General features: G+C 43.8%; 12 protein-coding genes and 1 tRNA gene. 9 read left to right on the forward strand and 4 right to left on the reverse strand.

Going from position 1 to position 14,950, the window contains the following annotated elements; translation table 11 throughout:
* Positions 1-97 precede the first annotated feature (97 nt).
* Positions 98-1,783 (forward strand): patatin-like phospholipase family protein, encoded by a 1,686-nt coding sequence (locus BLQ87_RS30855; protein ID WP_074612757.1) that lies wholly within the window; start codon positions 98-100, stop codon positions 1,781-1,783.
* Positions 1,784-1,787: 4 nt separating this feature from the next.
* Here BLQ87_RS30855 and BLQ87_RS30860 read toward each other — a convergent pair whose 3' ends face one another.
* Both BLQ87_RS30860 and BLQ87_RS30865 read right to left on the reverse strand, forming a co-directional pair.
* Positions 1,788-3,080, reverse strand: a complete 1,293-nt coding sequence (locus tag BLQ87_RS30860; protein WP_074612758.1) for a serine hydrolase domain-containing protein — start codon at positions 3,078-3,080, stop codon at positions 1,788-1,790.
* 33 nt (positions 3,081-3,113) lie between these two features.
* A complete protein-coding gene (locus tag BLQ87_RS30865) occupies positions 3,114-4,352 on the reverse strand; it encodes an MFS transporter (RefSeq protein ID WP_245723966.1) in 1,239 nt (412 codons plus the stop codon).
* A gap of 126 nt (positions 4,353-4,478) precedes the next feature.
* Here BLQ87_RS30865 and BLQ87_RS30870 point away from each other — a divergent pair, with 126 nt between their 5' ends.
* The 3 genes from BLQ87_RS30870 (at position 4,479) to BLQ87_RS33930 (ending at position 7,505) form a co-directional block, all read left to right on the forward strand.
* Complete coding sequence (locus BLQ87_RS30870; protein WP_074612760.1) at positions 4,479-5,369, forward strand: LysR family transcriptional regulator; 891 nt, start codon at positions 4,479-4,481, stop codon at positions 5,367-5,369.
* An 11-nt stretch (positions 5,370-5,380) separates the two neighbouring features.
* Positions 5,381-7,204 (forward strand): serine hydrolase domain-containing protein, encoded by a 1,824-nt coding sequence (locus BLQ87_RS30875; RefSeq protein WP_074612761.1) that lies wholly within the window; start codon positions 5,381-5,383, stop codon positions 7,202-7,204.
* Between the two features lie 148 nt (positions 7,205-7,352).
* Positions 7,353-7,505, forward strand: a complete 153-nt coding sequence (locus BLQ87_RS33930) for a hypothetical protein (protein WP_172665003.1) — start codon at positions 7,353-7,355, stop codon at positions 7,503-7,505.
* A 523-nt stretch (positions 7,506-8,028) separates the two neighbouring features.
* On the opposite strand, the gene BLQ87_RS30880 is transcribed toward BLQ87_RS33930, so the two are convergent.
* Positions 8,029-8,460 carry a VOC family protein gene (locus BLQ87_RS30880; protein WP_074612762.1) on the reverse strand — a complete coding sequence of 144 codons (432 nt, stop codon included), beginning with the start codon at positions 8,458-8,460 and terminating at the stop codon, positions 8,029-8,031.
* A gap of 256 nt (positions 8,461-8,716) precedes the next feature.
* Between BLQ87_RS30880 and hmpA the strand changes: the two genes are divergently transcribed.
* From hmpA to BLQ87_RS30905, 5 genes are all read left to right on the forward strand, one after another.
* Entirely contained in the window at positions 8,717-9,925 is a 1,209-nt protein-coding gene (gene hmpA, locus BLQ87_RS30885; RefSeq protein ID WP_074612763.1) for an NO-inducible flavohemoprotein, read from the forward strand.
* Positions 9,926-9,935: 10 nt separating this feature from the next.
* Positions 9,936-10,388, forward strand: coding sequence for an RrF2 family transcriptional regulator (locus BLQ87_RS30890; protein WP_074612764.1), 453 nt, complete (start codon positions 9,936-9,938; stop codon positions 10,386-10,388).
* An 80-nt stretch (positions 10,389-10,468) separates the two neighbouring features.
* Positions 10,469-10,969: a GNAT family N-acetyltransferase gene (locus BLQ87_RS30895; RefSeq protein ID WP_074612765.1), complete on the forward strand. Its 501-nt coding sequence runs from the start codon at positions 10,469-10,471 to the stop codon at positions 10,967-10,969.
* Positions 10,970-10,981: 12 nt separating this feature from the next.
* Positions 10,982-12,886 (forward strand): AAA domain-containing protein, encoded by a 1,905-nt coding sequence (locus tag BLQ87_RS30900; RefSeq protein ID WP_074612766.1) that lies wholly within the window; start codon positions 10,982-10,984, stop codon positions 12,884-12,886.
* A gap of 747 nt (positions 12,887-13,633) precedes the next feature.
* Positions 13,634-13,709: transfer RNA gene (locus tag BLQ87_RS30905), tRNA-Lys, on the forward strand.
* A gap of 274 nt (positions 13,710-13,983) precedes the next feature.
* Here the strand turns inward: BLQ87_RS30905 and BLQ87_RS30910 are convergent.
* Entirely contained in the window at positions 13,984-14,949 is a 966-nt protein-coding gene (locus BLQ87_RS30910; protein WP_143010603.1) for a terpene synthase family protein, read from the reverse strand.
* Position 14,950 lies beyond the last annotated feature (1 nt).

Genomic DNA, 14,950 nt, shown 5'->3' on the forward strand with positions numbered 1-14,950 from the left:
AGGTAGGATAAAATGGAAATTAACAACAGTTCTGCGAACAAATACATCGGAAAATTGTTTTAATTTAACCCTATAATCATTCCCCTATTTATTAGCTATGTCATCTGAAAACGAGAAAGAAAACACCTTTTACATTGGCCTTTGTATGGCCGGCGCTGTATCTGCAGGCGCTTATACTGCCGGAGTAATGGACTACCTGTTAGAAGCCCTTGCCGAATGGGAAAAGAGAAAAGCTGAACCCGGCGTTCCCAAACACAAGGTACAAATCCCGGTAATCGGTGGTGCTTCTGCCGGAGGGATGACGAGCATTCTGACCTCAACCGTCCTGAACAGCCTGCATATCCCTATCGATAAACCGGGGGAGAACATCCTCACGGAACACCCGGAAAACAAGTTTTACCATACCTGGGTAGACCTCAGTCAGGGGGATATTTTAGAGAAAATGCTCGACACCGCCGACATCAAAGAACGAGGCCTGGTTTCCGGGTTAAATTCTGCATTTATTGATGAAATCGCGCAGCGTGTGGTGGCCACTGAAGCCGACCGGAGCAAATGGCGTCCTTTACCGGCTTTCATTAAACCGGGCTTAAAGATTTTCAGTACCCTGACCAATCTGGAAGGATTCAGCTATACCGCAGATTTTGGTCCCGATAAACCACAAACCAGAAAGTACCATATGTCCATTCATAATGACTATGCCTGCTTTGAACTCACCGAAGAAAATATCATTGGTCCAAATGGCGGATGGGTCCCCCTGAACCTCAAAAACGACCTCAATATTGACCTGGCCAGAGATGCAGCGATTGCTACCGGAGCCTTCCCTATCGGATTAAAATCCAGGATCTTGAACCGGGATGCTTCCTATGTCAACGCCAACCTCTGGTTAAAAAAATACCTAACCAATAACCCCCTGGCCCCTGGCAATTACCAAACACTCAATGTGGATGGCGGACTGATCAATAACGAGCCTTTTGAAAAAGTGCGGGATGTGCTTTATGAAGTTACCGGACAGGAAGCCAAAGATTACCGCGATTTCCATCGGTTTACCTCGACCGTATTGATGATTGATCCATTCCCAAGCGAAAAGCCGAAACCAATCTCCAAATTACAGGACCTGATGAATATCCTTGGCCTCACACTCAGTTCAATGATCAACCAGATGCGGTCAAAACCATTGGAAATCTCAGATGCTTTAAGTACAAGCTGTGCTGGTCAGTTTTTGGTGGCCCCTTCCAGGATCGTGAACGGCCCTGAAGGAGAACAACATGTTACCGGCGAAATGGCCATCGCCTGTGGCACCTTAAACGGTTTCGGAGGATTCCTCAGCAAAGAGTTCCGTGTTCATGATTATTTTCTGGGCAGGCACAACTGCAAAATCTTCCTCAGGGATTACTTTACCATCCCTGAAAGTGCGTTGGAAGAACATGTCATATTCAAAGAAGGCTATGCCAATGCCAACCGCGACCGGTTTAAATCAACCAAAGATGGAGGATATCAGATTATCCCCATCTTCGCTGAAAAGACCGACTATACCTTCCCCCAGCTTAAGTTTAAGTCGGGGGAAAGCTGGCCGGTTCTCGAAGATCAGGACATTGACCGGTACAAATCGAAGCTTAAGGAACGCATTCAGGCCATTCTGTTAAACGTTGCGGAGCTTAGTGGCACCAGTAAATTTCTGATCTGGGCGGGTGCAAAGATTGTACTCAACAGGGTGCTCTCCAATGCCGTCATCAGGAAGATTAAAAAAGACCTGATCACCTGGAAGTTGCTGAGGGCTGAATAATCCCTTAGTTTAAGGCCTGATAAAGGGCAATCTGGAATTCTTCCCCTATACTAAAATAGGGAGAAAGATATTCCTGTGTGAACAGGATTGCAATCAGGCCTTCCTTTGGATCTGCCCATCCATGTGTATTAAACGCACCTCCCCAACCGAAGGAACCCAGACTTAAGGGCGACAAATAATCGTTCTTCGCCGTTTCCAATGCGAAACCAGCTAAGCTAAACTGAAAGTTTTCCGGTTGCGGAGGCATGGCCGAAATCCTGACCTCATTTCCCAGCTGGTTTTGCAACATCAGCTCAATGGTCTTCACACCAATCACCCGTTTGCCATTAAATAAACCTTTGTTCAGGTAGAGGCTGTAAAAATTAGCCATATCCCTTGCCGTAGCGCTTAACCCTGCTCCCCCCGACAGATAGCTGCCCTTAAGGTTCGGAAAATTCGGATCAACGCCTTCATACAATGGATGATTTACTTTAACCAGCTGATCCCCCGCAGTACTTTCGTACAGGCCAACCAATCGGCTTTGTTTTTCCAGTGGGAGATGAAAATAGGTATCTTTCATCTCCAGTGGCCGGAAGATCCTGTTTTCCATAAAGATGTCCAGGGCTTGTCCAGACCATACTTCGATGAGGTAGCCCAGCAAATCAATATTGAGCCCATAGGTAAAAGCTGCTCCAGGTTGGTGTTGCAAAGGCATGCTGCCCAGCAATTCCATTTTCTCTTTCAATGTACCGGCAGTAGTTCCAATGCCGGAAGGAATTCCTGCCTGTTCATAGATCTTCCACATTGTTGGATCGCTGAAAACTGCGGGATAAGCAATTCCGGAAGTGTGTCGCAGCAGGTCACGCACCGTAATCTCCCGCTTTGCGGGTATAGTGGTATAGGTTTTTGACTGCGCATCATAAGCTTTCAAGACGGAAGGTGCTTTAAATGCCGGAATATATTTGGAGATGGGGTCATCAAGCAGGAATTTCCCTTCTTCCCAAAGCATCATTACCCCCAGACTGGTGATGGCTTTTGACTGGGAGGCAATCCTGAAGATGTCGCCGGTCTGCATCTTTCTCTTGCTTTCCAGATCAGCATAGCCAAATACTTTCTCATAAACCACCTTTCCGTTCTTTAGCACCAATGCCGTGGCGCCCGGAATGTGTTTTGCATTGATCTGACGCTGAATCAGGGCATCAATTTTCAGCAGCCGATCCTGGTCAAACTGCCTTTCCTGTGCTTGTACCCCGGTAAGAAAAAGAATAGAAAATAAAGTGCTGCCGATGACAGCCCTGTTTATCGTTGTTAAGTTCATCACTAATTTTCGTTAATTGATTTTAATAAAAGGTTAGTTTGCCGCTGAAACCACTGTTTCAACTGTGGTGAAATTTTGCTCAGTCAGCTTTTCTTCTCTCGCGCTGAGCAACACGAGTACAATAGAAAACAGAACGAAGATCGCGCCTATCCAAGGTGCAGCAGCTAAACCCAAGACAGAAGAAACTACCCAGCCACCTGCATACGCACCTAAAGCGGCACCTGCATTAAATGAGGCGATATTAAACGCGGATGCCACATTTGCCATCGCCGGATTAATTCGCTCTGCAGTCTGAACAACAAAGAGTTGAGATGCCGGAACTGTACCAAAAGATAAGGCACCTACGACAAACAACGTGAGCACTGCCGGAACCGTATAGTGTACGGTAAAACTGAAAATCAGCAGCACCACCGCCTGTAAGACCAACATCCATAACAATGCTTTAAGTGGCATTTTATTGGCTACTTTCCCACCAATGATATTCCCGACCGCAATCGCCACACCGTAGACGAGCAACATCAGGTTGACCATGTTCTTAGACATCCCTGTTAGCTCCGTCAGCAATGGAGAGAGGTAGGTGAACACCAGAAATACCCCTCCGTAATTAAATATGGTGGTCAGAAAGGCGAGTAATAATTTCTTATTGCCCAGAATTCCGAATTGCTCTTTTATAGGCGCAGCAGCTTCATTTTTGATGTTTCCGGGTAGCAAAATGAGGTTTGCCAGCAATCCAATCAGCCCCAGCCCTGCTACCCCAAGAAAAGTAGCACGCCAGCCGAAATGCTGACCGATCATTGTTCCCAGCGGAACGCCAACGGCCATTGCTACAGTTAAACCAGCAAACATAATGGCAATTGCACTGGCACGCTTATCAGCCGGAACCAATGCGGCAGCAATGGTGGCGCCCACAGCAAAAAAGACCCCATGGGCAAATCCGGTAACGATCCTTGCCAATACCAATGGAATAAAGCCCGGTGATATTCCTGCCAGCAAATTACCTGCAACAAAAAGCAGCATCAGGTAAATCAGCAAAGGTTTACGGGGAAATTTATTGGTCAGGGCCGTCAAAACCGGGGCACCAATCGCGACCCCTATTGCGTAGAAACTCACCAGCAATCCTGCTGAGGGAATAGAAATAGATAAATCTTTAGCCACTGTAGGCAATAAGCCCACGATGACAAACTCTGTGGTACCAATACCAAATGCGCTGATGGTTAATGCCCAGAGGGCAAGCGGCATTCCGGTTCCGGCGTTTATTGTTTTGTTGTTCATGATTTTCATATTAGACATTGTCAACACAAAGGTCAGCGCTCTACAACTATAAATGAAATAACATGATTTATAGTTTACTATAAATATAATTATAGATAATACCCCTGAATATCCGTAATTTTGAGCATGGTAAATTTAGAATGGTACCGGACATTTAAGGCGATCTATCACACCGGCACTTTAACCGGGGCAGCGCAGGAGCTCCTGATTTCACAACCCAATGTGAGTCAGCATTTGTCGGCATTGGAAGCCCATATCGGAAAGCAGCTTTTTGAGCGAAAGCCAAGAAGAATGGTTCCTACAGACTATGGGAAGTTATTTTACACGCAAATTATTGAAGCGATGGAGAAACTGGAAAATGTGGAAGCAGAGTTCCGGTATATCCGTTCCTCCAATATTCCCCTTACCTGTATTGGTGCTCCTAAAGAGTTTTTCTATACCCTCCTGAGTCCGGAGATCAGCAAAGCGCCTGCAAATTTCGTTTTTGAATTCGGGCTGACTAAAAACCTGATGGAGAAACTGGGCAAAGGCAAACTCTATTTTGTAATTGCCACGCATTGCAGCGATGAAAAAGACATTGTTTACGAGCCGATCAGAGAAGAGAACTTTGTACTCGTCGCCAATGCTGAACTGGACACGCAGGAATTTGATGCCTATATCGCCAATGGCGAAACAGATAAAGCAGAAAAATGGCTGTGTGAGCAAGATTGGTATGCCTATAGCAGTGACCTCGCCATCATCCGGCGGTTCTGGCTGGAGAACTTCAAAAAAAGACCGTCCATAAAACCACGTTTTATCATCCCTGATTTCAATTCCATTCTCAAAGGCATCAGCAAAGGAAACGGATTGACCATCGCTTCTGACTACCTCGTGAGGGAATTACTCGAAAAAAAGGAACTCAAAGAAGTCTGGAAAAGCCATAAGCCTGCTACAAACACCATTTACCTTTGCTATGATAAAAACAGGGCTACCACAGGGCAAATAGAAATGGTAAGAAAACTGGTACAAAAACAATAGATTTGTAAAACATGACCAGGATTTTTACGCTCGGCCTTCTTTTTTGCCTCCTCTGTCTTTCCGTTACCGGCCAGGATCATCAACTCGTATTGCGTGGTAAAATCATGACTGCCCTGGCTGAGGAAAAACTGGCGGGTGCAGTATGGTCTACTGTAGATAGCAATGGAGTGGTTTTAGCGGATGCTTATGGCACTAAATCTTCAGGATCAAAACGTCCGTTATCTGCCACAGACCGCGTGCAGGTAGGCTCAGTTACAAAAACACTCTTAGCAACCGGTATTTTCAGACTGGTTACCCTCCATAAATTAAACCTGGATACCCCGGTAGAGGAAATACTACCCGGAATCAGGTTTGAAAACCAATGGGCCCCGGGCAATCCGGTCACCGTGCGCCACTTATTAAACCATACTTCCGGCATGGAGGATTTAAGGTTTTGGCAATTTTTCAGCAAAAAAGTGAATCCCAGCACTCCTCTGATGGACAATTTTAGCAGAGACCCTTCTGTTCTGCATATTTACACCAAACCTGGTACTCAGTTTGCCTATTCCAACATGGGGTACACCCTCCTCGGGATGGTCATTGAAGCGGTAACAAAACAACGCTATGAAGATTACCTTGACAGGTTTCTTTTGAGCCCTCTGGGCATGACCCAAAGCACATTCCACTTTGTGACGCAACAAGGTAAAAATGCAGACAAAGACCTTGCGATGGGACATCTGGAAGAAATGAGGCCACAGCCAACGGTCCCAATGTACCTCAGGCCAGCCGGACAATTTACGACTACAGCTTTTGATATGGGGATTTTCATACGTTTCCTGTTGAGTGATGGCAGCCTGCAACATGCTCCTTTTATCCGGGAAGACCTGCTCCGCGCTATGGGGAGCCCGGCTGCAACTGAAGCCATTGAACAAGGCCTTGAGATTGGCTATAGCGGCGGACTAATGAAGCGGGATTTTAATAAAGTTATCGGATATGCACATGCAGGCAATACCATCGGCTACCATGCGATGTTATACCTCTTTCCGGCAGAAAAGAAAGGTTTCTTTATTTCCCATAACATGGATAGCGAAACCGCAGATTATGAGGTCTTCAATAAAATACTGCTCCAGTCGCTGAACCTCAGAAAAGCTAAAGAACAGCCACTGGCGGAAATGCCGGCAGATATCAGCAAATGGAAAGGCAATTATATCGCCGTAAGGGATAAGATCAAATCTTTCGCTTACCTGGACTTTCTGACCGGATTTGTAACCATCCTTCCTCAAAAGGAGCAAGTTATTTTTCGCCAGTTTCAAAAAGACGATAAAGTATTGAGTCCTACCGGCCATCACCTCTTCAAATCGGCCGATAAAATGATTTCCTCTCATGCCTTTTATTCCGATGCTGCAGGAAATCAATTGATCAGCACAGGCTTCAAAACGTTTAAAAAGATCAACTCTCTTTATTTATGGGCAATGTGGCTGAGTTTCATACTGGGTATCCTTGCGCTGCTCTATCTGTTCTTCAGCGGATTGCTAAAACTGATGACGCAAAGAATGGCCTTTTTGAAACAAATCAATGCAATTCCTTTCTTTTCCATCTTGCTCCTATCGGTTCCTGTAGCCTTATTTATGAATCAGGATTTTACGGCGCTCGGAGATGTAACTCCGGCGGGCATCAGCCTGGGCATCCTGACTTCAATACTTCCCATCGCCATCCTTGCAGGCACCTGGGCGAATCTCCGCAATAAAAAACCTTCCAGAACTTCGGGAATAGAACTCCTGGCATTGATCCTTGCTTTGCAATTCTTTGTCGTACTGATCTGCTGGGGCATGATCCCTTTCCTGATCTGGGTTTAACCCCCTTTCGCCATCTGCCAGGCTCCCACAGAAGCCCCTCAATGCCATTTCCTTGTAAAAACGAATCGTCCGACAGAAAAAAAATAAAATTTGACAAATACAATTGCAAGAAACTGCTTACCTTTAAGTAACTCATTTGCAAAACGATATGAAAACAAGCCACTTAAATTATCCTGATCCAAGGGAGGAAGGGGATGAAAAACAAAGGAAGTATGATGACGATGAATTTGACCAGGACATTGAAGAACCCTGGAGAGAAATGGACGATGATGAGGATAATGAGGACTATTACGACGATTAACCTTCAACGTGCTTTTTAAAGAATTCTAACATCTTATTAAATTCCGTATAAATGTCTTTATCAAGAGACATTTATACGGACAAAATATTTCTGGCCCAGACCAGACCGGCTAAAAATCACAGCCCAAAATTGACGCGTAATCACGGCCCTGTGATTTACCAAAAAAAAGCAAAAAATTCTACTTGTAAACTTATTTCAGTGTAGGTATGGCCAGAGCAGGACGAATAGGACACAGCTTCGGAACATCGAAATACCTGCTTGCAGCTATACAGGTTCTGACCACGCTTTATACACGCTCTATACTCGGTGCAGACCCGCTTGAAAGCCTGTTAAAGGCGGGTAAGCATCGACGATAAATCGAGTCATTTCCAGGTATTTCCCTAGACTGCCCCCTACCTGTTATGGCGCATAGATTTGTAAGGGAAAAAGGTGCTGCAGGACGATAAAAAAAATGGGGAGCCGACCGCTGTCAACTCCCCATTTTTTCGTAACAATTGTCATTACTGACTACTGCATTCTATAGCTATTTCTCTTTACCATAGTCAAAGTTTACCAACCACTGGATGCCAAATCTGTCGGTCAGCATTCCAAAATAGGCGCCCCAAAAAGTTTTTTCAAGCGGCATCACCACTTCACCACCTGCAACAAGTGCATTGAAAATCTGATCAGACTCCGCTTCGCTATCCGTATCCACGGAGATGGAGAAATTATTGCCCATGTTTAGTTTTTGCCCCATTGACTCTAATGTATCAGTTCCCATCAATACATTTCCATCTCCAATCGGCAAAGAAACGTGCATGATTTTATTTCCATCTTCGGCAGACATCTTGTCTCCGTCGGGCATATCTTTAAACCGTTGAATCACCTGAAATTCTCCCCCGAAAACAGATTTGTAAAAATTAAATGCTTCTTCCGTCTTTCCTTCAAAATTTAAATAAGGATTAATTGCTGCCATGTTTTGTTTTTTTTAGTGGTTACGTGTTAAAAGGTTTCAAGTACTAACTAAAGATATCCAGTTAATTCTGCGAGTCAAATTTATTCCATATATATTCAGCAAAAGAGGCAGTACAAGACAATAACAGGGGGTAATCGCGACAAGCTATCCCCTCCCATCCTAATTATCTGAGAAATGTAATTTTGGGAGAAAACCGGGTTATAATTAGGGCTTCATTTTTAAAGTTGTATTTTTGATGCAACTTTAAAAACACACTATGCTTAGCACATCAGAAATTGGCTTAATTAAAGCCACAGTACCCATTTTAAGAGAACACGGAGTGTTGTTAACCCAACATTTCTACAAAAGAATGTTCAGTCATAACCCCGAGCTTAAACATGTTTTTAACATGGGAAACCAAAAAAATGGCAGTCAGCAAACCGCGTTGGCCCTTGCGGTTCTCGCTTATGCCGAACACATTGAAAACCCATCTGTACTCCTCCCCGTTCTTCAAAGAATAGGCGATAAACATACCAGTCTGCAAATCAGCGCAGATCAATACGATATTGTCGGCAAACACCTTCTCGCCTCCATAGCAGAAGTACTCGGAGCAGCGGCAACAGACGAGCTGATCGGCGCCTGGGCGAAAGCCTACGGACAACTGGCAGACCTCATGATCAATCTCGAAAAATCGATATACCTGCAAAAAGCGGCAGTTAAGGGTGCCTGGAACGGCTGGAGAAAGTTCATCATTGATCAAAAAATACCCGAATCGGACGAGATTACTTCCTTTTACCTGCGCCCGGAAGATGGACTGGAGGTTGCGATGCATCAACCCGGTCAGTATCTGAGCGTTAAGGTCTTCATTCCCGCATTAGACATTTATCAGCCAAGACAGTACAGCATCTCCTCCGCCCCTGACGGGCACTATTACCGCATTTCTGTGAAGAAAGAAGCCGGGACTGCCGACAAAGAAGATGGCACGGTATCCAATTACCTGCACGATGTACTGCAGGAAGGCGATGTACTGGAAGCCAGTACTCCTGCCGGTGATTTCGTTCTGAACACCAATATAAGCTCGCCTCTCGTGCTTTTGAGTGGCGGTGTAGGCCAGACTCCATTTGTATCCATTATGGACTTCCTGAGCAGCGCAGATCAGCAACGTCAGGTGAGATGGGCACATGCCTGCAGGTCTGAAAGTGTACATGCTTTTCGCGACCAGGTCAAAAACTGGGAGGCAGCACACGATTGGTTTGAACATATCGTATTCTATGAAAATGTTCAAAACGAAGATCAGCACACCCGTTCCGGAAGAATGGATGTTGCGGAAATCAGCGAAATGCTCCTGATACCGGAAGCAGATTATTATCTTTGCGGTCCTAAACCCTTTATAGAAAAAACGATTGCTGACCTTTCTGCTTTAGGAGTAGATCGCAAAAAATTGTTTTTTGAAGAGTTTGGTCCGCAAACGATTCAAATGAATTAACATCATATCAATGAAACTGAACCAATTTACAGATTACGGATTGAGGATCCTGATGTATATGAGCCGCAAGCCGGAACACCTTCCCGCTACGACCATTACAGAGCTGGCCGACCGGTTTGGGATATCAAGAAACCATCTCGTTAAGGTGGTTCAGTTTCTTTCTAATCAACAGATTATAGACGCACAAAGAGGCAGAGGCGGTGGCTTACGGCTCTTCGCTGCTCCTGAAACTTACAAGATCGGAAAACTGGTCCGCCTGCTGGAACAGGATGAAGACCTGATCGATTGCCAGAACCCGCTTTGTATTCTTGCCGGCGACTGTGGTCTGAAAAACATCCTTGATGGCGGACTGGAAGCGCTATACCTTTATCTGGACAGGTATACCCTGGACGACATCAGCAAACCTGCAGTCAGTAAAACGCTGGAATCCCTGTTCTCTGATCTCCCTGATCAGAAAATTTAATGCTATTCTTCTATCATTTTTAGCGGAATAGTTGAAAAAATAATTCTTTCTAAATACATTTAACACCCTAACAATCACCAATGCTTCATATTTACAATGCAACTTCCAGCGATTTCCCTATCATTCAAGAGATCGCATACATCACATGGCCGGATACTTTCGGTGCCATTTTATCAAAAGAACAGATCAGTTACATGGTCGAAATGATGTATAGCACTGCCGCTTTAACGGAGCAGACCACGCAAAAAAAACATCAGTATCTCCTTGTTAAAGACGAAACAAAACATTTAGGTTACGCCTCTTATGAACTAAATTACAAAGGCTTATCGAAAACAAAAATCCATAAAATCTACATCCTTCCTGAAGCCCAGGGTAAAGGTGTAGGTAAATTATTGATGAACACCATTACAGACATTGCCAGGAAAAATCAGGATACCATTTTATCCTTAAATGTGAACCGGGACAATGCTGCTTTTGATTTCTATAAAAACATAGGCTTTGAAAAAGTTGGAGAAGAAAACATCGATATCGGAGATGGCTTCCTGATGGAGGATTTTATAATGGACAAAAAACTAGTTTAACCCAGATACCTGTTGGAATATTTCAAAAAGCTCCTTGACTTACTAAAAATAGAGCGCGAAGAAGACTTGAGGTCTTACCTAAAATTAACTGAATCGTCTTCTGTCGCAGAGCGACGGGCCAATGGACTGTCCTGGTATCCAATCGCCATCAGGGGTTCCGAGATGAGCCGTGGCGACTATTTAACTGTAGAAATAGAGCGTACTACCCACCAGGAACTCTCCCATCAGCTTCGTTTTGGCGCTTCAGCGGTGTTGTTCTCTAACCACGATGCCAAAGACCGTGTAGAAGGAACCATCACCCACCAAAGCGGCAACAAGCTTAAAATCACTTTAAAAACAGATGAGCTGCCAGACTGGACACGTGATGGTAAGCTGGGAATCGATGTATTGTTTGACAACAACAGTTACGATGAGATGCAGACAGCCTTGAAACAGGCAGCCATTTCGGCAGAAAACACTGAGGATCAGCGCCTGGTCAAAATCCTGACCGGCATCAGCAGCCCGACCTTTTCTAATCAGCCCCCTCATTATGCCATCCCCTCGTTAAACGAAGTACAACAGCAGGCGGTAGATAAAATCCTTTCTGCACAGGAACTGGCCATCGTTCACGGCCCTCCGGGAACCGGAAAAACGACCACCCTGGTGCAGGCCATCAAAGCATTGATCAAGCAGGATCACCATCAAATCCTGGTGGTTGCGCCAAGTAATACGGCTGTCGACCTCTTAACTGAAAAACTCGATGAACAGGGCTTAAATGTACTTCGGGTAGGAAATCCTGCCAGAGTATCGGAGAAATTGCTCTCCCTCACCCTTGATGGAAAAATGTCTGAACATCCGAGTATGAAGCAGGCACGTGCATTTAAGAAGCAGGCCAATGAATTCAAAAACATGGCCCATAAGTATAAGCGGAACTTTGGAAGGGCAGAAAAAGAACAACGCAAAGCCCTTTTTGATGAAGCCCATAAGATCATGAAGGAAGTAGGCAACACAGAACAATACATCATTGATGATCTGTTGAGAAAAGCTCAGGTAGTTACCGCAACCCTGGTTGGCGCAAACCATTATACCATCAGAGGCCTTAAATTTCATACTGTGGTGATTGATGAAGCCGGACAAGCCCTTGAACCCGCTTGCTGGATCCCGATCCTGAAAGCTAAAAAAGTAATATTTGCCGGTGATCATTGTCAGCTTTCCCCAACCATCAAATCCAATGAGGCGGCAAAAAACGGCTTAAGCACTACATTACTTGAAAAATCAACAACAGCTCACCCTGAATCAGTTATATTACTTGAAGAGCAATATAGGATGCACGAAACCATTATGGGTTACTCTTCAAAGGTCTTTTATGAGAACAAACTGAAAGCACATCAGTCCGTAGCCAATCACCGCCTATTTGCAGATGATACACCCCTCGCTTTTGTGGATACCGCAGGCTGTGGATTTGAGGAAAAATCAGAAGGAACAAGTACCACCAATCCGGAAGAAGCGGTGTTCCTGTTCAAGCACCTGACACAAATGGTGGAGCAACTGAGCGCGCATTATACGGCTGATGAATTCCCCAGCATTGCGGTGATCTCGCCTTATAAACAGCAGATCTTCCTGATGAAAGAACTCCTGCAGCATTCGCCTTTGCTTCAGTCTTATGGAGACAAAATTTCGGTAAATACCATTGACAGTTTCCAGGGACAGGAACGGGACCTGGTTTATATCAGCATGACCCGGAGTAATAATGAAGGGACGATTGGCTTTCTGTCTGACACCCGCAGGATGAATGTAGCCATGACCAGAGCAAGAAAGAAACTGGTTGTAATCGGTGATAGCGCCACACTTTCCAGACTGCCTTTTTACAGTGATTTCATTAGCTATGCAGAAACGCATAACGCCTACCAAAGTGCCTGGGAATTTGCAGACATTTAGCCTGCAAACCCATGGAATAAACATTCCAATTCACCAATACTGCAATTTAAATCAATTAATATACAAATAGTTAAGTACAAAAATATAATGTATAAGTTTAATACTAATTTCAGTTTTGCTATGCGGCTTAAATTTGGCTCAATCAAACTTATTTGTCGATAAAGGTGGCTTAAAATTCATTAAAAAGCCATAGTCTTCCCCGAGAATTCGAGCCAAAATTGTATTGCATTTTCCATCAGTAATTTTCATCATGGCAAGAAGATTTTAAATCTATCCGTACTTCGGAACCGTTATTTTCTACTGTCCTTGTTATGCATCACCTTTCTGAAGGACAAAAAGCAGGATCAATATCAGCGTATATCTCATAAAAATTCTTTTAGGCGTATTCGAAACTCATTTAAAGAAACATAGAGCCCTCTTTGTGTTTTTCAGACTAATGACATTATCTGAACTAAATTATTTCAACAGTCATCTTTTAATTGGCTTTCCCGGCAATCGAGTAAAAGCCTGACATCTCCTCCAGCCCTGATCAAACATTTATTCTTCCAAAAAGGCAATTTGTTCTTTTTTGGAAGAATATTTCCGCCTGATTAAGTTTTCTGGAAAAGACTGATTATTAAGGCAATTCAGTGATAAATTTTGAGGATGCGGGAAATCAAAGAAATTTAATCTATTTTTTTTTATAATTTATTAGCAACTTAATATAAATTTTCTACCTTTGCACTCCCGAAACAAGGGAACATAAATGATTCCGTAGCTCAGCTGGTAGAGCATTACACTTTTAATGTAGTGGTCCTGGGTTCGAATCCCAGCGGGATCACCAGAAATAGCAACAGAGCGTTTAGAAAGCCTGCAAATCAATTGATTGCAGGCTTTTTGCTTTTACGGGATATATACAATACTTTGCCTACAAAATATAGTCACCTACTCTTTTGAGCGCACTCTTCAATTAATACAAAAAGCAGCAAGGAATACTAACCTTTGCAGCAACTCTTTTCATTATATGTTTTAGAATCGATCACTAGTTATTTAAAAGATGTCTTAAATTAATGAAACCTACCTTCCATCTGATTCTTTTTCAAACACATTCCGCAATATCATGCCCCTGCACCCGGATAAATATGTATCGGGAATTCAGAAGGGATATACCGAACAGTATCCCCATTATACCAGTCATCCAATCCGGTTATGTTTAGTAATATGTGGTATACATAGTTTTCTGTTTCCTTTTGATAAATACCAAAATCAGGTAAATCCTTTTGTATAGCATCCATTTCTTCTACATACGAGTCATGAATACGCTCAGTTTCCTGCATAGCTTCCTCCAGGGATATTTTATCCTGATGCATCAATACCATGATATGGTTACACACTTCAAACTGGTCGTCAGCCATCTCTTTTTCCAATGTGTACCAATCATTCTGGATAGACATAATCCTACACAATAAGGTTCTCAGTCGCATGATGACAGGATGCTCTATAATAATCTTTGGCAGCATAAAGTTGGTACCGGCCTCAATCATATCTCCATAAACATACATCGCAATAGTATATTCTCTCAGAAACTGCAATCGTAACAAACTCGGATAGCGGCCCTCGAGACGATAAGGAGCTTCTTCCATTATACCATAAGTTGTGTAGCGGTATAAATTCTGGGCAAGTCGCCCCATCCATTCAGAAGGCATATAAGTCAGGAATTCGTCTCTACATTTTGCAATCTGCCAGTACAGACCAATATCGGTTGGCTTAGGCGCATCTCCCAACATCACTCCAATGATACGATCTCTTTCTATCGCTACTTTATCTACCGGCCAACGCTCATAATAATCATCATACAAAGTAAGCCATATAAAGAAACGGGCAATTGGCCGAAGATGGTCAACATTAGTAGTTGTAGGAGACATCCAGGATGCACCATTAGCCAAATTGTGTCCTTTGATTTTTTCTGATGCTTCGCTCATAAAAGGTTTATAATCTTCAACCAGCCACTGCTTTTCTTCTTCGGTAAAATAGTAGGGATGAGCCGGAGCGACATGAGGCCAGGGATACTTAAGACGCGACATA

It is taken from the genome of Pedobacter steynii (assembly GCF_900103665.1).
GTDB lineage: Bacteria > Bacteroidota > Bacteroidia > Sphingobacteriales > Sphingobacteriaceae > Pedobacter > Pedobacter steynii.

What these genes read in the sequence shown, in the direction of transcription:
- BLQ87_RS30855 (WP_074612757.1), top strand. Translation starts at nt 98, where the DNA reads ATGTCATCTGAAAACGAGAAAGAAAACACCTTTTACATTGGCCTTTGT.
- BLQ87_RS30895 (WP_074612765.1), top strand. Translation starts at nt 10,469, where the DNA reads ATGCTTCATATTTACAATGCAACTTCCAGCGATTTCCCTATCATTCAA.
- hmpA (WP_074612763.1), top strand. Translation starts at nt 8,717, where the DNA reads ATGCTTAGCACATCAGAAATTGGCTTAATTAAAGCCACAGTACCCATT.
- BLQ87_RS30890 (WP_074612764.1), top strand. Translation starts at nt 9,936, where the DNA reads ATGAAACTGAACCAATTTACAGATTACGGATTGAGGATCCTGATGTAT.
- BLQ87_RS30865 (WP_245723966.1), bottom strand. Translation starts at nt 4,352, where the DNA reads ATGAACAACAAAACAATAAACGCCGGAACCGGAATGCCGCTTGCCCTC.
- BLQ87_RS33930 (WP_172665003.1), top strand. Translation starts at nt 7,353, where the DNA reads ATGAAAACAAGCCACTTAAATTATCCTGATCCAAGGGAGGAAGGGGAT.
- BLQ87_RS30860 (WP_074612758.1), bottom strand. Translation starts at nt 3,080, where the DNA reads ATGAACTTAACAACGATAAACAGGGCTGTCATCGGCAGCACTTTATTT.
- BLQ87_RS30875 (WP_074612761.1), top strand. Translation starts at nt 5,381, where the DNA reads ATGACCAGGATTTTTACGCTCGGCCTTCTTTTTTGCCTCCTCTGTCTT.
- BLQ87_RS30870 (WP_074612760.1), top strand. Translation starts at nt 4,479, where the DNA reads ATGGTAAATTTAGAATGGTACCGGACATTTAAGGCGATCTATCACACC.
- BLQ87_RS30880 (WP_074612762.1), bottom strand. Translation starts at nt 8,460, where the DNA reads ATGGCAGCAATTAATCCTTATTTAAATTTTGAAGGAAAGACGGAAGAA.
- BLQ87_RS30910 (WP_143010603.1), bottom strand. Translation starts at nt 14,949, where the DNA reads ATGTCGCGTCTTAAGTATCCCTGGCCTCATGTCGCTCCGGCTCATCCC.